Genomic DNA, 17127 nt, shown 5'->3' on the forward strand with positions numbered 1-17127 from the left:
CTTCGGACCCTCGGCCGAGCGCCGGGCCAGGGCCTCGGTCTGGCGCACGTTCAGCCCGTCCTTCAGCACCGCCTCGGCCAGGGCCGCGGGGTCGCGCGCGGTGATCAGGGCGCGGGCGTGACCGGCCGACAGACGGCCGTCGGACACGTGCTCCAGCACCGCCTCGGGCAGTTGCAGCAGGCGGATGGTGTTGGCCACATGGCTGCGGCTCTTGCCCACCACCCCGGCCAGGGCGTCCTGGGTGCGGCCGAACCGCTCCATCAGCAGGCCATAGGCCTGGGCCTCTTCGACCGGGTTCAGGTCGGCGCGCTGGACGTTCTCGATGATGGCGACTTCCAGAACCTCGCGGTCGTCCATCTCCCGGACCACGATGGGCACCTGGGTCAGGCGCGCCTGTTGCGCCGCGCGCCAACGGCGTTCGCCGGCGATGATCTGCCAGACGCCGTCCTCGCCCGGCTGGGACCGGACCAGAATGGGCTGCAGCACGCCCTTGTCGCGGATCGAGGCGGCCAGCTCCTCCAGGTCCTCGCGGGCGAAGGCCTTGCGCGGCTGGTCGGGGTTGGGCTTCAGGCTCTCGATCGGCGCGGATTCGACGCCGCCGGGCGCAGACCCGCCTTCGGCCGCCACCGGTTCGCCCAACAGGGCCGACAGACCGCGCCCCAGACCTCTTTGACGTTCAGACAATTCAGCGATTCCGTTTCATTCAGGCGGCGCGGCGCAGACGCTCGCGGGCGACGACTTCGCGGGCCAGCCGCAGATAGGCCTGACTGCCCGCACATTTCAGGTCGTAGATCAGGGCCGGCTTGCCGAAGGACGGCGCTTCCGACACCCGCACGTTGCGGGGGATGACGGCGTCATAGACCTTGTCGCCGAAATGGCTGCGCACATCGTTGGCGACCTGGCCCGACAGGGCGTTGCGGCGATCGTACATGGTCAGGACCAGGCCCTGGATCTCCAGCGCCGGATTCAGGCTCTGACGCACCATGTCGATGGTCCGCATCAACTGGGTCAGGCCCTCCAGGGCGAAGAATTCGCATTGCAGCGGCACCAGAACCGCGTCCGACGCCGCCATGGCGTTCAGGGTCAAAAGGTTCAGCGACGGCGGACAGTCGATCAGCACATAGTCATACCCGGACAGACCCGAGCGCACGTGCGCCTCCAGGGCGTCGCGCAGACGATAGGAGCGGCGATCCGCCTGGCTCAGCTCGATCTCGACGCCCGACATGTCGGCGTCGGCGGGTACGATGGCCAGGCCCGGCACAGCCGTCTCGACCGCCGCGTCGGCGATGGAGCGGCCGTCCACCACGACATCATAGATGGTCACCCGCCGCGTTTCACGTGGAACGCCCAGACCGGTGGAGGCGTTGCCCTGGGGGTCCATGTCGACGATCAGCACCCGCTCGCCGATGGCGGCCAGGGCGGTGCCCAGGTTGATGGCCGTGGTGGTCTTGCCCACCCCGCCCTTCTGGTTCGACACGGCCAGGACCCGCATGGGTTTCCGTTCAGCGGACACGACGCACACTCCCGACCTTGACGACACGGCCCCGGGGGTCGCTGCGCGACGGGACCCATTCCGCCTCGAAACGCCAGGATTCCCAGGCCTCGGTCAACTCCGTCTCGACCGTCTCTCCCTTCAGGAACAGGCCTTGTGCACCGCCATCGAAATAGGGCTGTGCATAACCGAGCAGCTTGTCCATCGCCGCCACGGCGCGGGCGGTGACCACATCGACGGCCACCTCCTGCGCTTCCGCCCGGCCCCAGATGACCGTCGCGGGCAGATCCAGCTCATCGACCACGGCCTGGAGAAAACGGCACCGCTTGCCCAGGCTGTCGATCAGCCAGACGTGCGCATCGGGCCGCCCCTTCAAAAGTATGGCCAACACCACCCCGGGGAACCCCGCCCCCGCGCCCAGATCGGCCCAGGTCAGGGCGTCCGGCGCGTGATCCAGAAGCTGGGCGCTGTCCAGCACATGACGGCTCCAATAGTCCGGCATCGTCGCCGGGCCGACCAGGTTCATGTGTTCGTTCGCCTCGGCCAGCCGCTGGCGAAAGGTCTCCAGGTCGGCGACGGCGGCGTCGGACGCGCCGGTCAGGGTCTGGAATTCGGCGGCGTCCATCAGGCGGCGTCGCGGCGTTTCACGTGGCCCAACAGGGCCGTCAGGGCGCCCGGCGTCATGCCCTCGATGCGGTTGGCCTGGCCCAGGGTCTGGGGCCGGATCAGGCTGAGCTTCTCGCGCAGTTCGTGCGACAGGCCGGCGATGGCGGCATAGTCGATGTCGGACGGCAGGCTCAGCGCCTCCTCCTTGGCCAGGGCGGCGATGTCGGCCGTCTGGCGGTCCAGATAACCGGCGTAGCCCGCCTCGATCTCGACCTGTTCGCGCACCGCCGCGCTCCAGCCGCCGATGGCCGGATAGGCCGCCTCGAAGGTGGTCAGATCGACGCCCGGATAGGCCAGCAGATCGCGGATCGACCGGCGCTGGCCGTCGTTGTTGACCGCCACGCCCAGGCCTTGCGCCTCTTTCGGCGTGAAGCGCGTGTCGCGGGCGAAGGCCGAGGCCGTTTCCAGCGCCGCGGCCTTGATCTCGAACGCCGCGCGGCGCCGCGAACCGACCAGTCCGGCATTGACGCCCAGCGGAGTCAGCCGTTGATCGGCGTTGTCGGCGCGCAGCGTCAGCCGGTATTCGGCCCGGCTGGTGAACATGCGGTATGGCTCGGTCACACCCCGTGTGACCAGGTCGTCGATCATCACCCCGATATAGGCCTGGTCGCGGCCCAGGATCAGCGGATCGCCGCCGCCCGCCGCCCGCGCGGCGTTGGTTCCGGCGATCAGGCCTTGCGCCCCCGCCTCTTCATAGCCGGTCGTGCCGTTGATCTGACCGGCCAGCCACAGGCCCGGCAAACGCTTGACCTCCAGCCCCGGCGTCAGTTCGCGCGGGTCGACGTAGTCGTATTCGATGGCGTAGCCGAAGCGGAACACCTGAACCGCCTCCAGACCCGGAATGGTGCGCAGGAAGGCCAGTTGCGTCGCCTCCCCCACCGAGGTCGAGACGCCGTTCGGATAGACGGTCGGATCGTCCAGGCCTTCCGGCTCCAGGAAGATCTGATGGCTGGTCTTGTCGGCGAAGCGGACGACCTTGTCCTCGATCGAGGGGCAATAGCGCGGCCCGCGCCCCGACAGACGGCCGCCATAGACGGCGCTCTCGTCCAAGGCCCCGGCGATGATGGCGTGGGTTTCCTCGGTCGTATGGGTGACGCCGCAGGCGATCTGGGGAACCTCGATCCGTTCGGTCAGGAAGCTGAAGGGAACCGGCGCGTCGTCCGCCGCCTGCATCTCCAGCCGGTCCCAGGCGATGGTCCGGCCGTCCAGACGCGCCGGGGTGCCGGTCTTCAACCGCCCCATCATCAGGCCGGTTCCATAGAGGTCGGCCGCCAGGCCCACCGAGGGGGCGTCGCCCTCACGCCCCGCCGCCCGGCGTTCGTCGCCGCGATGGATGACCCCGTTCAGGAAGGTGCCGGTGGTCAGCACCACCGCCCCCGCCGTCAGCCGCCGCCCGTCGGACAGCTCGACCCCGGCCACGCGGCCGCCATCGCGGATCAGCCCCTCGGCCGTGCCCTCGACCAGGGTCAGGTTCGGCGTCGCCGCCATCTCGGCCTGCATGGCCTGGCGATAGAGTTTGCGGTCGATCTGGCTGCGCGGCCCACGCACGGCGGCGCCCTTGGACCGGTTCAGCAGGCGGAACTGGATGCCGGACACGTCGGCCAGACGGCCCATGACGCCGTCCAGGGCGTCGATCTCGCGCACCAGATGGCCCTTGCCCAGACCGCCGATGGCCGGGTTGCAGCTCATCTCGCCGATGGTCGCCAGTTTCTGGGTCAACAGGGCCGTGCGTGCGCCCAGACGCGCCGAGGCCGCCGCAGCCTCGCAGCCGGCGTGTCCGCCGCCGATGACGATGACGTCGAATGAACTCATGGCGCGCACATAGGGGAAATGGGCCGCCAGCGCCACCTGAGCCGATGTTTCACGTGAAACATCACTTGCCGATGCAGAAGCTGGCGAAGACCTCGCCCAGGATCTCTTCGACGCCGATGCCGCCCGTCACGCGAGACAAGGCCTCGACGGCGCGGCGCAGGTCGTCGCCCGCCATTTCCGGCGACCGGTCCAGCACGGCCCGTCCGGCGCGCACCGCCTCCAGCGCCTCGGTCAGGCGGCGGCGATGGCGTTCATGGGTCACGGCCGGGAAGTCGCCGCCCGACAGGTCGCGCGCCAGCCGGGCCGCGATCCAGTCATGAAGTTCAGCCAGCCCCCGCCCCTCGGCTGTGCTGACGTTCAGGGTCTCGAACCCCGGCGCCGCCTCGGCCGCGCCCAGATCGGCCTTGTTCAGGATCATCAGATCGCCCGGCCGCGCATAGTCGGCGGCGGTCCCCGCCGGATCGCCCGGCGCCCGCACCCACAGGCGCAGATCGGCGCCCTCGGCCCGCGCCCTGGCCCGACGCACGCCCTCGGCCTCGACCGGGTCGTCGCTGTCACGCAGGCCCGCCGTGTCCGACAGGGTCACGGCATAGCCGCCGATCACCAGTTCGGCGTCCAGCACGTCGCGGGTGGTGCCCGCAATGGGGGTGACGATGGCCGCCTCGCGCGCGACCAGGGCGTTGAACAGCGACGACTTGCCGGCGTTGGTTTCGCCGATCAGCACGATGCGATAGCCCTGGCGCACCCGCTCGCCGCGCCGCCCGTCGGCCAGGGCCGCCTCCAGCCGGGCGATGACGCCGTCCAGCACCGGCCCAGCCGTGCGCGCCAGATTGTCGGGCACTTCCTCATCGGGAAAGTCGATCTCGGCCTCGATCAGGGCCAGGGCGCGCAACAGATCGGCGCGGAACCCGGCATAGACCTGGCTCAGGGCGCCGCCCAACTGGCCCAGGGCCTGACGCGCCTGGCCTTCGGTCTCGGCGTCGATCAGATCGGCCACGGCCTCGGCCTGGGCCAGGTCCATGCGGCCGTTCTCGAAGGCGCGCCGAGTGAATTCGCCCGGTTCGGCTAGGCGCAGGCCCAGGTCCAGCAACGCCCGCCCCGCCGCCTCGACCACCGCCCGGCCGCCGTGCAGTTGCAGCTCGGCGCAGTCCTCGCCGGTATAGGAGGCCGGGCCGGGGAACCACAGCACCAGCCCCTGGTCGATGTGGTCTGCGCCATGGGCCAGGTCGCGCACCAGGGCCGCGCGCGGCCTGGGCCGATCGACGCCCAGCGCCTCCAGCACGCGGCGGGTGTCCGGTCCCGAGATGCGGATCACGGCGATGGCCCCCCGGCCGGGCGGCGTGGCCAGGGCGAAGACGGTGTCGGTCATCTAAATCCTCCCCCTCCCCCGACGGGGGAGGAGCTTCGGCGCTACGGCTTGCCCGCGCCGGTCACGGCCGATTCCATCAGGCGACGGAACTGGTCCTGGGCCTGGAGACCGAAGCTGGTCCAGGTCTTCATCAGCTCGTCGGGCTGCATGGCCGCGACATTGGCCTGCATCCGCTTCTGCATCTCGGCGACCATGGCCTCGTTCAGCGGGGCCACGTCGGGCAGGCCCAGAAAGGCGCGCGCCTCGGCCGGGGTGCAGTCGATCTCGACATTGACCTTCATCAGCATCTCTCCTGCCCCTAACGCTCGGCTCGCTGAGCCTCGCTGCTTGAGGGGCGTTTCACGTGAAACACTCGAACGGTGAAAAGTGAGCGCGGGCGTGATCAATCCACGCCCAGCTCACCCCTGGCTCACTAGCACTTTTCACGCGAGCGCGTCGCGAACGATAGGGCCAAATCAGGTGTTCATCGACTGGAAGAAGTCGGCGTTGTTCTTGGTCTGACGCAGCTTGTCGAGCAGGAATTCGATGGCGTCCTGCGGACCCATGGGGTTCAGGATGCGGCGCAGGACATAGGTCTTGGTCAACTGATCCTTGGGCGTGATCAGGTCTTCCTTGCGCGTGCCGGACTTCAGCACGTCGATGGCCGGGAAGATGCGCTTGTCGGCGACCTTGCGGTCCAGCACGATCTCGGAGTTGCCGGTGCCCTTGAACTCTTCAAAGATCACCTCGTCCATGCGGCTGCCGGTGTCGATCAGGGCCGTGGCGATGATGGTCAGGGACCCGCCCTGCTCCACATTGCGCGCCGCGCCGAAGAAGCGCTTGGGCCGCTGCAGGGCGTTGGCGTCGACGCCGCCGGTCAGCACCTTGCCCGACGACGGCACGGTGGCGTTGTAGGCGCGGCCCAGGCGGGTGATGGAGTCCAGCAGGATCACCACGTCCTTCTTGTGCTCGACCAGGCGCTTGGCCTTTTCGATCACCATTTCGGCCACGGCGACGTGGCGCGAGGCCGGTTCGTCGAAGGTCGAGGCCACGACCTCGCCCTTGACCGTGCGCATCATGTCGGTGACCTCTTCGGGCCGTTCGTCGATCAGCAGAACGATCAGGAAGACCTCGGGGTGGTTGGCCTCGATCGACTTGGCGATGTTCTGCAGCATCACCGTCTTGCCGACGCGCGGCGGGGCCACGATCAGGCAGCGCTGGCCCTTGCCCAGGGGGGCGACGATGTCGATGACCCGGCCCGAGCGGTCCTTCAGGGTCGGGTCCTGGATCTCCAGGTGAATCCGCTCCTCGGGATAGAGGGGGGTCAGGTTGTCGAACAGGACCTTGGTCTTGACCGTCTCGGGGTCTTCCAGATTGATCGTGTCGACCTTCAGCAGGCCGAAATAGCGTTCGCCCTCGCGCGGGGCGCGCACGGCCCCGTGGATGGTGTCGCCCGAGCGCAGGCCGAAGCGGCGGATCTGGGACGGCGACACATAGATATCGTCAGGACCCGGAAGATAATTGGCGTCCGGGCTGCGCAGGAAGCCGAAGCCGTCGGGCAGGATCTCCAGCACGCCGTCGGCGATGATCTCGACCTCTTCCTCGGCCAGGGCCTTGAGGATGGCGAACAGCAGGTCCTGTTTGCGCAGGTTCGAGGCGTTCTCGACCTCCAGCCCCTCGGCGAAGGCCACCAGATCGGCCGGCGACTTCTCGTTCAGTTCGGCCAGGGTGATGCGGCCGTTCGGCACGATGGGTTCGCCGTCGTCATCCTCGTCGGCCTCCTGGTCGATGACGACCTGGTCGGCGCGGGTGGTGTCGGCTTCGGCTTCGGGGGTTTCGGTCGGGTCGGTCATGCTATGCGCTCACGGGCGTGGCCGCGCGAAGAGGGCCGCGCGGCTTGGGGAAGTCTGACGATGTCTGGCCTCGCGGCCGGGAGAAACGATGGACTCCGCCTCGACAGTCGAGAGAGACGGCATCGCTGAGAGAGAGGGACCGTCCGGCGGGGCCAGGATCGGTTCGGGACCAGCGAAACCACGCTTCAGGGGGTTAGGTCAAGCGCGCGTTCACGGCGCCCGATCCTCCCCCATTTTATGGGGGAGGGGGACCGCGAAGTGGTGGAGGGGGCGAAAACCACGGCCGGTGTGCGAGGTCGCCCCCTCCACCATGCTGTGCATGGTCCCCCTCCCCCGCTTCGCTGGGGAGGATCTTAGCGCGCTAAAACGTCCACTGCGTGGTCACCGACATCACGGCGATGACGGCGATCAGGAAGGGGATCTCATTGGTCATGCGCCAGAACCGGCCCGAGCGGGTCGAGGTACCGGCCGCGATCCGCTTCAGCTCTCCGGCCAGGAAGCCGTGCCAGCCGCTGAGCGCGGTGACGGCCAAAAGCTTGGTCGCCATCCACGGCTGGGCCAAGAAGCCCCAACCTTCGCCGAAGCCATAGACGTGGATGGCGATCATCCAGGCGCCGAACGCCCAGGCGGCGATCATCGAAGGATTGATGATGATTTTCAGCAACCTGCGCTGCCACACCCGCAGCAGGCCGCGCATTTCGGAGCGCAGCGGCTCGGCCTTGTCGGCCTGTTCGGCGTCATAGGCGTAGAGCCGCGGCAGGAACAGCATGCCCGCCATCCAGGCGATCACCGCCAGGATGTGCAGGCCGCGCACGATCTCGAACACGCCGATGCTCACGCCGCCTCCTTCTGGCAGGGACAGGCCGCCCAACGGCCCGCGCAGCCCGGACCATAGGGGCTGACGCCGGTGCGGCCCAGGGCCTGGTCCACGGCTTCAGCCAGGGCGGCGATGAAGGCCGGGGCCACGCCCACGGCCGCGACACGCAGATAGGGGGCGACGCCCAGCCGGTGCGCCAGTTCGGCGTATTCGACGTCCAGCTCGACCAGGGTCTCGATGTGTTCGGAGACGAAGGCGACCGGCGTCACCACCACGCCCAGGCCGTCGGCGCCCGCCTGTGCGATGGCCTCGGCCGTCGACGGTCCCAGCCATCTCAGCGGCCCGACCCGGCTCTGGTAACAGATCGCCCAGTCGCCCAGGCCCACCGCCTGGGCCACGGCGGCGCAGGCGGCCTGAACCTGCTCCTGATAGGGATCGCCGCGGCCGTCGATGATCTTTTCCGGCACGCCGTGGGCCGAGAACAGCACCCGTACGGGGGCGTCGCCCGCCTCGACCAGCTTGGCCCTCACCCCCTCGGCCAGGGCGGCGATCCAGCCCTCGGCGCGCGGATAGCAGCAGACGGCGCGCGACCGGCCCGGCCCACGATAGACCTCATGCCAGCGTTTCAGCGACGACGCCGTGGTGGTGGTCGAAAACTGCGGATACAGCGGCAACAGCACGATCTCGTCGGGGGCGAAGGCCGCCACCTCCGCCGCCGCCTGTTCGGTCAGCGGGTTCCAGTAGCGCATGGCGATGAAGGTCCGCACCACATCGCCCGGATGCGCCGCCGCCAGGGCCGCTTGAAGCGCCTGGGCCTGTTTCTGCGTCTCGGGCAGCAGGGGCGAGCCGCCGCCCATGATCGCATAGTTGGCCTGGGCCGACGTCTCGCGCCGGGCGGCGATGAAATTGGCCAATGGCCGCCGGATCAGACCGGGCAGGTCGATGATGGCCGGGTCGCTGAACAGATTGGCGAGGAAGGGCCTGACCGCCGCCGGGCCGTCGGGACCGCCCAGGTTGAACAGGACGACGGCGACCCTTCGTCCGTCCCGGCCGCTCATTCAGCGCCGATCCGCTTCAGCGCCTGATGGACATGGTCGATCGGCACGTCCGGCAGGATGCCGTGGCCCAGGTTGAAAATCCACGGACCCTGACCCCAGGCTTCCTTGAGCTGGTCGATGCGGCGATCCAGCATCGGGCCGCCGGCGCGCAGCAACAGCGGGTCCAGAGCGCCCTGGATCGGTTTGATCGCCTGGACCCGGCGGCCGACCTCCAGCGGACAGGCGGTGTCCAGGGCCACGCCTTCGCAGCCCGCCTGACGCGCATAGCCTTCGGCCAGGGCGGCGGAGCCGCGCGGGAAGCCGATGATCGGCACGGTCACGCCCAGTTCGCGCGCGCGGCGGATCAGGGCCTGATGCGGCGCCAGGACCAGGGTCTGGAACAGGTCGTCGGGCAGGCCCTCGGCCCAGCTCTCGAAGATCTTCAGCACATGCGCCCCGGCGTCCTGCTGCATCCGCAGATAGTGGGCCGTGGCCTCGACCAGCACGTCCAGCAGGGCCGCGACCTTGTCCGGTTCGGCATAGGCGTAGGTGCGGGCCTGGGCGCGCTCGCCCTTGCCGATGGTGCGGGCCTCGCCGTCCAGCATATAGGTCGCCACCGTCCAGGGCGCGCCCGCGAAGCCGATCAGCGCCCGCTCCGGCTCCAGCGCCGCACGCACCAGGCTCAGGGTCTGGCCCACGGCCGACAGGGCCTGTCCGGCGCCCGGCGCCAGGTCGCGCATGGCCTGGATGTCGGGCAGGGCGCCCAGACGCGGTCCCTCGCCCGCCTCGAACCAGACCTTCTGGCCCAGGGCGCCGGGGATCAGCAGGATGTCGGCGAAGACGATGGCCGCGTCGAAGCCGAAACGCCGCATCGGCTGCAAGGTCGCCTCGGCCGCCATCTCGGGGTTCAGGCAAAAGGCGATGAAGTCCGGCGCCTGCGCTCTGAGGGCGCGGTATTCCGGCAGGTAGCGCCCGGCCTGACGCATGAACCAGACCGGAGGCCGGGCCGGGGTCTCGCCGTTCAGAACGCGGATCAGGAGGGGGGTGCTCATCGCCACGCTGGATACGGTCCCCGCCGTTCAGGCTCAACCCTAATCCAGATCAAAGAAGAATTAGAGGAATGGAAGTGGTCGGTAGGGCGCGGGATGACGGGGATGACCGGGGGTTTCACCGGCCGTCCGGCCTGGTTTTGCACCTTCGGCGCCCGTTCTGGGACCCGGTTTCGCCCAGGCTGTCGAAACCGGGGATAACGGTTAATGAAGTCTTAATCCGCCGGGCCTGGAGCGGCGCGGGGGCCTGGGCGCCGTTAGGGTTTGATTAACCTTCTCCCCAGGCGAACCCAGGGACGCGGCGCCCAGGGGGATGAAACGGGATCGAACGGGTTCGGCCGTCCCCTTCGCTCCACCCTCGCCGCCGTCGCGGCCTGGGGCTATGGTCATCGGCGCCCAGGGACCCGCACGGACTCCCACAGCCCGCCCACAGGATTCTCGTCGCCGCATGACGCCCGCCCGCCCTTCCCGCTCCGGCCCGAGCCGCCTGGCGACCTATTTCCACGTCCATCTGGTCTCGGACTCGACCGGCGAGACCCTGAACGCCATGGCCAAGGCGGTGACGGCCCGTTTCGACGGCGTCATCCCGATCGAGCACATCTACGCCCTGGTCCGGTCGCCCAAACAGATGGAGCGGGTGCTGGAGGAGGTGGCCGACGCACCGGGCGTGGTGCTGCACACCATCGTCGACCGCGAACTGCGCGAACAGTTGGAGGACGGCTGTCGGCGCCTGGACATGCCGCAGATCGGGGCCTTGGACCCGCTGGTGGGCGCCCTGTCGCGCTATCTGGGCGCGGCCCTGTCGACCCGCGTCGGCGCCCAGCACGCGCTGGACCATGAGTATTTCAACCGCATCGCGGCCCTGGACTTCGCCATGGCCCACGACGACGGCCAGGGCACGGTGGACGAGCTGGAGGGCGCCGACGTGGTGCTGTGCGGGGTCAGCCGCACGTCGAAGACCCCGACCTGCATCTATCTGGCCCATCGCGGCATCCGCGCGGCCAATGTGCCCCTGGTGCCGGGCCAGGAGGACGGAGAGCGGCTGACGGCGTTGCGCAATCCGCTGGTGGTGGGGCTGACGGTGTCGCCCGACCGGCTGGTGCAGATCCGCAAGAACAGGCTGGACGGACTGAACGCCTCGCGCGCCTCCAGCTATGTCGATCACGACGCGGTGCGCGATGAGACGGTCAAGGCGCGCCGGGCCTTCGAGCGGCGCGGCTGGCCGGTCATCGACGTGACCCGCCGCTCGGTCGAGGAGACGGCGGCGGCCATCATCAACCTGTTGAGCGAGCGCCGCAGCCGCAGTCTGGCGAGCAACTGGTGATCCGTCTGATCCTGGCCTCCAAAAGCGCGGCGCGGCGCGAGATGCTGACCGGCGCGGGCGTGGCCTTCGAGGTGCGGGTGGCCGATGTGGACGAGGACGCGGTCAAGGCCGGGTTCGATCCGGCCCAGGCGGCGGACCTGGCTCAGGAATTGGCGCGGGTGAAGGCCCTGGCGGTGTCGCGGGCCGAACCGGACGCCTGGGTCCTGGGCGGCGACCAGACCCTGGCCTTCGACGGCGCCCTGGTGTCCAAGGCGCGCGGCCTGGATCAGGCGCGGGCGCGGCTGTCGGCCATGCGCGGGCGGGTCCATCACCTGCATTCCGGCGCGGCCCTGGCCAAGGGCGGCCAGGTCGTCTGGTCCGGCGTGGACACGGCCGCGATGCATGTGCGCGACTTCTCGGACGGCTTTCTGGACGCCTATCTGGCGGCCGAGGGCGAGGGGCTTTTGGCCAGTGTCGGCTCGTACCGGCTGGAGGGGATGGGCGCGCAGCTTTTCGAGCGGATCGAGGGCGACTATTTCACCGTGCTGGGCCTGCCGCTGTGGGCGGTGCTGGACCAGTCGCGCCGTCATGGGATCATCGCCGCATGACCCGGATCGCCGGCGTCGCGGGACAACCCATCGGCCATTCGCTGAGTCCGCTGATCCACGGCGCCTGGATCGCGGCGGCGGGCCTGAACGCGCGCTATGACGCCTTTGAACCGGCCGACGAGACCGGCTTCGCCGCCCTGGCCCAGCGGGTGCGGGCGGGCGACCTGGCCGGGCTGAACGTCACCGCCCCGTTCAAGGCGGCGGCCTTCGCCCTGGCCGACGGCGTGTCGGATACGGCGCGACGCTGCGGCTCGGCCAATCTGCTGATCCGGCGTGACGGGGTTCTGTGGGCCGACAGCACCGACGGGCGCGGCCTGTCGGCGGCCCTGGCCGAACAGGCGCCGGGGCTGGATCTGGCGGAGGCGCCCGTCGTGGTGCTGGGCGCGGGCGGGGCGGCGCGGGCGGCGGTCGCGGCCCTGATCGAGGCGGGCGCGCGGGTCACGGTGGTCAATCGGACCCTGGACCGGGCCGAAGCCCTGGCCGCCGACCTGGGCGCGGCGGTCGGCGACAGCGACAGCGCCCGCCGGGCCGGACTGATCGTCAACGCCCTGTCGGCGGCGCCCACGCTGGACATGACGGCCCTGAGACCCGACGCCGTCCTGATGGACATGAGCTACCGTCCGGTCATGACGCCGTTTCTGGCCGCCGGTCGGGCGCGCGGCCTGATCACGGTGGACGGCCTGGCCATGCTGATCGGTCAGGCGCGGCCGTCATTCGAGGCCTTCTTTGGCGTCGCCCCGCCCGCCATTGATGTGCGGACCCTCGCGCTGGAGGCGGCGTCGTGATCGTGCTGGGCCTGACCGGGTCGATCGGCATGGGCAAGTCGACTACGGCCGACCTGTTCGCCCAGGCAGGGGCCTATGCCTGGAACGCCGACGCGGCCGTGCATCGGCTCTACGCCCGGGGCGGCAAGGCGGTGAAACCGGTCGGCGCCCTGTTCCCCGGCGTGGTGACGGACGGGGCGGTGGACCGAACGCGCCTGGCCCAGGCCCTGGGTTCGGACGCCCAGGCCTTCGCCCGGCTGGAAGCGGTGGTGCATCCCCTGGTCGGGGCGCACCGGCTGGAGGACCTGGCCCAGGCCGAGACCGAGGGGTTCAAGCTGGCGGTGCTGGACATCCCCTTGTTGTTCGAGACGGGGCTTCAGGCCTTGGTCGACGCGGTGGTGGTGGTCACGGCCGATCCCGAGGTTCAGGCGGCGCGGGTCCTGGCTCGGCCCGGCATGACGCGCGAACGGCTGGACGCCATCCTGGCGCGCCAGATCCCCGACGCCGAGAAACGCCGCCGCGCCGACTTCGTGATCGACACCGGCCATGGGATCGAGGCGGCGCGGGCGGCGGTGAACCGCATCGTGGCGACCGTGACCGATCCCCTGTGGACGCCGCCGCGTCGCGGACTTCACCCCGCCGACGAACAGGGCCAATAGAGCGCATGGCCCGCGAAATCGTCCTGGATACGGAAACCACCGGCTTCGACCCCAAGACCGGCGACCGGCTGATCGAGGTCGGCTGCATCGAGATCGAGGACCTTCTGCCCACCGGGCGCACCTTTCACCGGCTGGTCAACCCGGAGCGGTTGATCCCGCCGGGCGCAATCGCCGTGCACGGCATCACCGACGACAAGGTCAGGGACGCGCCGAAATTCGCCGAGATCGTCGACGCGCTGATGGAATTCATCGGCGACGCCCCGATCATCGCCCACAACGCCCAGTTCGACCGCAATTTCATCGACTTCGAGTGCCGCCGCTGCGACCGGCCGCTGATCGACGGGTCGCGCTGGATCGACACGCTGCAACTGGCCCAGAAGCGGTTTCCGGGCATGGCCAACTCGCTGGACGCCCTGTGCAAGCGGTTCAAGGTCTCGCTGGTCGAACGCACCCTGCACGGCGCCCTGATCGATGCGCGGCTTCTGGCCGAGGTCTATCTGGAGCTGAAGGGCGGCAAGGAGCGGGCGCTGGACCTGACGGGCGGTCAGGCCGCACGGGCGGCCGCGACGGCGGCGGCGGCCGGCGGCTACGCCCCCCGGCCGCGGTCCCTGAACCCGGCCTCGACCGAGGCGGAGCGGGCGGCCCATGCCGCCTTTCTGGCCGGACAGCTCAAGGACGGCTCGCTGTGGGCGGCCTATGGGGTGGATGTCGCCAAGGCGTCTTGAAGACCTGACCCGCCCCGCGTCATCCACGGATCAAGCCCCAGGATGACACGGAGGGTTCTGTCCTGAACTCAGGCCTGGCCCGGTTCGGCCGGGCTGCGGGCGATCTGTTCCTGGCGCGCCATATAGATGGCGGCGAAGTCGATCGGGTCGACCATGAAGGGCGGGTAGAAGCCGCCGTCGGCCGTGGCCGAGGCGATGATCTGACGCGCGAACGGGAACAGATAGCGCGGGCATTCGATCAGCAACATCGGCTCCATGTCCTGTTCGGAAACGCCCGACAGGGCGAACAGGCCGCCATAGACCAGCTCGATGTGGAAGACCGGCTTGTCTTCGTGCACGGCGCGAACCGACAGTTTCAGATCGACCTCGAACAGGCCGTCGGGACGGCCGCCGGCGTTCATTTCGACGCCCATGTCGATCTGGGGCTTGCCGTCGGTGCGCAGGCTTTCCGGCGCGCGCGGGTTCTCGAACGACAGGTCGCGGACGTATTGCGCCAGGATGCGGAAGCCGGGACCGGCGGGTTGGCCCTGCTCGGGAGCGCCGGGGGCGGCGGGGGTGTCGGCGGGCGGGGTGGCGTCGGTCATGGGTGTTTCGGAGCCTGAAGGCGATAAGGAACGAGGGCGGCGACTAGCACGGGGCGGCGTCACGCCGCAACGCCGCGCCTTGCGCCGGGCGAGACGGGCGCCTAATCCTTCAGGCTGCGCGCCTCCGCCGCTTTTGACCCCCCGCAAGCCCTTGCCCACACAGTTCTCCATCGTCGTCTTCGCCGTGATCGCGGCCTTCGTGCTGTTCCAGCTCTATAATGTGCTGGGCAAGAAGGTCGGCCGTCAGCCCGAGGAGGATGCGAAAGCCCCCCTGCCCGCCGGTCCCGCGCCCGAGGCCCCGCGCCCGTCGCCGCTGGATTCCGCCGCCCTGTCGGCCGCCGCCGGTCTGAAGGCGCGCGACCCGTCGTTCGATCCGGCCCGCTTCCTGGACGGCGCGCGCCAGGCCTATGAGACCATCGTGCGCGGCTACGCCCAGGGCGACCGCGAGGCGCTGAAGCCGCTTCTGACCCCCGCCGTCATGGTCTCGTTCGAGAGCGGCATGACCGCGCGCGAGGGTCGGGGCGAGACCGAACAGGTCGAATTCGTCCATCCGCCGCGCGCCGACCTGGAGACCGCCGTCGCCGAGGGCGACCGCGCCGTGGCCAAGGTGCGGTTCCTGGCCGAACTGCGCAACACCCTGGTCAAGGGCGAGACCGAGACGGTCGACGAACGCCGCACGGCCGAACACTGGACCTTTGAGCGGTCCCTGAACGCCAGCGATCCGAACTGGGTCCTGGCCCGCGTCGAGCCGGCCTCGGCGTGAAGGCCGCGCGGGTCCGGTTCGCCGCCGTCGCCCTGACGGCGCTTCTGGCCGCCTGCGCGACATCGCCCAAGCCCGCGCCCGTCCGTCCGCATCCTCCGGTCGCGCCGCCGCGCCCGGTGGTCCAGACCGTTCCCGTCGCCGCCCTGCCCGGCTGGGACCAGGAGAACCACCTGGCGGCCCTGGACGCCTATGCGCGCGGCTGCGGCGTCGGCCGTGAAGGCCGGGACGCCTGCGACGCGGCCAAGGGCATGATGACGGCGGCGCGGCGCCCGACGCCCAGCGAGGCGCGGGACTTCTTCGAGACCCGTTTCGAGGCCGCGCCCGCCACGACCGTCGACGGCCGGCCCGGCCTGCTGACCGCCTATTTCGCCCCCGAATATCCGGCGCGCCGGGCCTGGACGCCCGAGTTCGACAAGCCGGTCCTGGCCCGGCCCGCCGATCTGGAGCGGATCGAGGGCCGGTTCATGCGCCGACGCCCGGACGGTTCGACCGGTCCCTATGACGATCGCGCGGCCATAGAGGCGGCGACGCGGCCGGAACAGGCGATCGCCTGGATGCGGGCCGAGGACCTGTTCTTCATGCAGATCCAGGGGTCCGGCTATCTGACCTTCGAGGACGGGGCGCACGCCCGCGCCGCCTATGCCGCCGACAACGGCCAGCCCTTCGCCGGAATCGCGCGGCCGATGGCCGAACGCGGCCTGCTGCCCGCCAACGGCACGAGCGGCGAGGCCATCCGCGCCTGGCTGGCCGCCCATCGCGGGCCTGAGGCGGGCGAGATCATGGCCCTGAACCCGCGCTACATCTGGTTCAAGCTCGATCCCGACGACGGCGGCCAGCCGAACGGGGCGGCGGGAATCCCCCTGCCTGAACGCCGCGCCATCGCCGTCGATCCGGGGCATTGGCGCTATGGCGACACGGTATGGATCTCGGCCGAGGCGGGAAATCTGGCGGGCGCACGGGCCGGCTACAGCGGCCTGGTCATGGCGCTGGACACCGGTTCGGCCATCCGGGGACCGGTGCGGGCCGACCTCTATCTGGGCCGGGGCGAGGCGGCGGGCCTGGAGGCCGGGGCCGTACGCCACCCCTTGCGGATGTGGCGGCTGGTTCCGCGTCCATAGACCCTCTCCCGAGGGGAGAGGGAGGGACCCGCCGCGAAGCGGTGGGAAGGTGAGGGCGTCCGGCGGCGGGAATTCCAGACCGTAACCCCTCACCCTTTCGGCTGGCGCATCGCTACGCTCCGCGAGCCTCAAGCCCTCTCCCAATGGGAGAGGGGCGAAGATTCTAGTGCCGGAACACGCGCACGCCGGTGAAGGCCATGGCCAGGCCGGCCTCGTCGGCGGCGGCGATGACTTCGGCGTCGCGCAACGAGCCGCCCGGTTGGATCACCGCCGTGGCCCCCGCCGCCGCCGCCTCCAACAGGCCGTCGGGGAAGGGGAAGAAGGCCTCGGACGCGCAGGCCGACCCCTGCGCCAGCGAATGGGCCAGGCCCTTGGCCTCTCCGGCCTCGCGCGCGCGGATGGCGGCGATGCGGGCGGAATCCTTGCGGTTCATCTGGCCGGCGCCGATGCCCGCCGTCTGGCCGTCCTTGGCGTAGACGATGGCGTTGGACTTGACGTGTTTGGCCACGGTGAAGGCGAACAGCATGTC

At 70.1% G+C, this 17127-nt stretch carries 18 protein-coding genes and 1 pseudogene; 7 read left to right on the plus strand and 12 right to left on the minus strand.

Annotated elements, in window-relative coordinates:
• The 10 genes from V7D63_RS11100 to hemE form a co-directional block, all read right to left on the minus strand.
• Positions 1-684 (minus strand): ParB/RepB/Spo0J family partition protein (locus tag V7D63_RS11100; RefSeq protein ID WP_333592342.1); only part of this gene is annotated, 684 nt, incomplete at its 3' end.
• A 19-nt stretch (positions 685-703) separates the two neighbouring features.
• Positions 704-1492 (minus strand): ParA family protein, encoded by a 789-nt coding sequence (locus V7D63_RS11105; protein WP_333592358.1) that lies wholly within the window; start codon positions 1490-1492, stop codon positions 704-706.
• A 10-nt stretch (positions 1493-1502) separates the two neighbouring features.
• Positions 1503-2117, minus strand: coding sequence for a 16S rRNA (guanine(527)-N(7))-methyltransferase RsmG (rsmG, locus tag V7D63_RS11110; protein ID WP_333592343.1), 615 nt, complete (start codon positions 2115-2117; stop codon positions 1503-1505).
• Positions 2117-3970 carry a tRNA uridine-5-carboxymethylaminomethyl(34) synthesis enzyme MnmG gene (gene mnmG, locus V7D63_RS11115; protein WP_333592344.1) on the minus strand — a complete coding sequence of 618 codons (1854 nt, stop codon included), beginning with the start codon at positions 3968-3970 and terminating at the stop codon, positions 2117-2119. The genes rsmG and mnmG overlap by 1 nt, the downstream gene beginning before the upstream one ends.
• Positions 3971-4031: 61 nt before the next feature.
• Positions 4032-5339, minus strand: a complete 1308-nt coding sequence (gene mnmE / locus V7D63_RS11120) for a tRNA uridine-5-carboxymethylaminomethyl(34) synthesis GTPase MnmE (protein WP_333592345.1) — start codon at positions 5337-5339, stop codon at positions 4032-4034.
• A gap of 41 nt (positions 5340-5380) precedes the next feature.
• Positions 5381-5620 (minus strand): DUF6489 family protein, encoded by a 240-nt coding sequence (locus V7D63_RS11125; RefSeq protein ID WP_333592346.1) that lies wholly within the window; start codon positions 5618-5620, stop codon positions 5381-5383.
• 174 nt (positions 5621-5794) lie between these two features.
• The gene (rho, locus tag V7D63_RS11130) at positions 5795-7171 is read right to left on the minus strand and encodes a transcription termination factor Rho (RefSeq protein WP_333592347.1); all 1377 of its coding nucleotides are present in this window, start codon (positions 7169-7171) and stop codon (positions 5795-5797) included.
• Positions 7172-7532: 361 nt separating this feature from the next.
• Positions 7533-8009, minus strand: coding sequence for a CopD family protein (locus V7D63_RS11135; protein WP_333592348.1), 477 nt, complete (start codon positions 8007-8009; stop codon positions 7533-7535).
• A complete protein-coding gene (gene hemH, locus V7D63_RS11140) occupies positions 8006-9046 on the minus strand; it encodes a ferrochelatase (RefSeq protein ID WP_333592349.1) in 1041 nt (346 codons plus the stop codon). The genes V7D63_RS11135 and hemH overlap by 4 nt, the downstream gene beginning before the upstream one ends.
• Complete coding sequence (hemE, locus tag V7D63_RS11145; RefSeq protein WP_333592350.1) at positions 9043-10077, minus strand: uroporphyrinogen decarboxylase; 1035 nt, start codon at positions 10075-10077, stop codon at positions 9043-9045. The genes hemH and hemE overlap by 4 nt, the downstream gene beginning before the upstream one ends.
• A gap of 445 nt (positions 10078-10522) precedes the next feature.
• Between hemE and V7D63_RS11150 the strand changes: the two genes are divergently transcribed.
• The 5 genes from V7D63_RS11150 to dnaQ are packed head-to-tail and all read left to right on the plus strand — an operon-like array spanning position 10523 to position 14133.
• Positions 10523-11398: a pyruvate, water dikinase regulatory protein gene (locus tag V7D63_RS11150; RefSeq protein WP_333592351.1), complete on the plus strand. Its 876-nt coding sequence runs from the start codon at positions 10523-10525 to the stop codon at positions 11396-11398.
• On the plus strand, positions 11395-11985 hold the full coding sequence (locus V7D63_RS11155) for a Maf family protein (RefSeq protein WP_442882138.1): 591 nt from the start codon (positions 11395-11397) through the stop codon (positions 11983-11985). The genes V7D63_RS11150 and V7D63_RS11155 overlap by 4 nt, the downstream gene beginning before the upstream one ends.
• A complete protein-coding gene (locus tag V7D63_RS11160; protein ID WP_333592352.1) occupies positions 11982-12770 on the plus strand; it encodes a shikimate dehydrogenase family protein in 789 nt (262 codons plus the stop codon). Before V7D63_RS11155 ends, V7D63_RS11160 begins: the two co-directional genes overlap by 4 nt.
• The gene (gene coaE, locus V7D63_RS11165; RefSeq protein WP_333592353.1) at positions 12767-13408 is read left to right on the plus strand and encodes a dephospho-CoA kinase; all 642 of its coding nucleotides are present in this window, start codon (positions 12767-12769) and stop codon (positions 13406-13408) included. The genes V7D63_RS11160 and coaE overlap by 4 nt, the downstream gene beginning before the upstream one ends.
• A 5-nt stretch (positions 13409-13413) precedes the next feature.
• Positions 13414-14133, plus strand: coding sequence for a DNA polymerase III subunit epsilon (gene dnaQ / locus V7D63_RS11170; protein WP_333592354.1), 720 nt, complete (start codon positions 13414-13416; stop codon positions 14131-14133).
• 68 nt (positions 14134-14201) lie between these two features.
• Here the strand turns inward: dnaQ and secB are convergent, their stop codons facing one another.
• Positions 14202-14717 (minus strand): protein-export chaperone SecB, encoded by a 516-nt coding sequence (secB, locus tag V7D63_RS11175; RefSeq protein ID WP_333592355.1) that lies wholly within the window; start codon positions 14715-14717, stop codon positions 14202-14204.
• Positions 14718-14868: 151 nt separating this feature from the next.
• Here secB and timA point away from each other — a divergent pair, with 151 nt between their 5' ends.
• Both timA and V7D63_RS11185 read left to right on the plus strand, forming a co-directional pair.
• On the plus strand, positions 14869-15480 hold the full coding sequence (gene timA, locus V7D63_RS11180; RefSeq protein ID WP_333592356.1) for a TIM44-related membrane protein TimA: 612 nt from the start codon (positions 14869-14871) through the stop codon (positions 15478-15480).
• Positions 15477-16598: an MltA domain-containing protein gene (locus V7D63_RS11185; RefSeq protein WP_333592357.1), complete on the plus strand. Its 1122-nt coding sequence runs from the start codon at positions 15477-15479 to the stop codon at positions 16596-16598. Before timA ends, V7D63_RS11185 begins: the two co-directional genes overlap by 4 nt.
• Positions 16599-16761: 163 nt before the next feature.
• Here the strand turns inward: V7D63_RS11185 and purH are convergent.
• Positions 16762-17127 (minus strand): annotated as a pseudogene (purH, locus tag V7D63_RS11190) (bifunctional phosphoribosylaminoimidazolecarboxamide formyltransferase/IMP cyclohydrolase); the annotation flags it as partial.

The sequence above is a fragment of the Brevundimonas sp. genome (genome assembly GCF_036732845.1).
Classification (GTDB): domain Bacteria; phylum Pseudomonadota; class Alphaproteobacteria; order Caulobacterales; family Caulobacteraceae; genus Brevundimonas.

Bases quoted from the DNA above. Each gene is read 5' to 3' on its own strand.
- V7D63_RS11105 (WP_333592358.1), bottom strand. From the start codon at position 1,492: ATGCGGGTCCTGGCCGTGTCGAACCAGAAGGGCGGGGTGGGCAAGACC.
- rsmG (WP_333592343.1), bottom strand. From the start codon at position 2,117: ATGGACGCCGCCGAATTCCAGACCCTGACCGGCGCGTCCGACGCCGCC.
- mnmG (WP_333592344.1), bottom strand. From the start codon at position 3,970: ATGAGTTCATTCGACGTCATCGTCATCGGCGGCGGACACGCCGGCTGC.
- mnmE (WP_333592345.1), bottom strand. From the start codon at position 5,339: ATGACCGACACCGTCTTCGCCCTGGCCACGCCGCCCGGCCGGGGGGCC.
- V7D63_RS11125 (WP_333592346.1), bottom strand. From the start codon at position 5,620: ATGAAGGTCAATGTCGAGATCGACTGCACCCCGGCCGAGGCGCGCGCC.
- rho (WP_333592347.1), bottom strand. From the start codon at position 7,171: ATGACCGACCCGACCGAAACCCCCGAAGCCGAAGCCGACACCACCCGC.
- hemH (WP_333592349.1), bottom strand. From the start codon at position 9,046: ATGAGCGGCCGGGACGGACGAAGGGTCGCCGTCGTCCTGTTCAACCTG.
- hemE (WP_333592350.1), bottom strand. From the start codon at position 10,077: ATGAGCACCCCCCTCCTGATCCGCGTTCTGAACGGCGAGACCCCGGCC.
- V7D63_RS11150 (WP_333592351.1), top strand. From the start codon at position 10,523: ATGACGCCCGCCCGCCCTTCCCGCTCCGGCCCGAGCCGCCTGGCGACC.
- V7D63_RS11160 (WP_333592352.1), top strand. From the start codon at position 11,982: ATGACCCGGATCGCCGGCGTCGCGGGACAACCCATCGGCCATTCGCTG.
- dnaQ (WP_333592354.1), top strand. From the start codon at position 13,414: ATGGCCCGCGAAATCGTCCTGGATACGGAAACCACCGGCTTCGACCCC.
- secB (WP_333592355.1), bottom strand. From the start codon at position 14,717: ATGACCGACGCCACCCCGCCCGCCGACACCCCCGCCGCCCCCGGCGCT.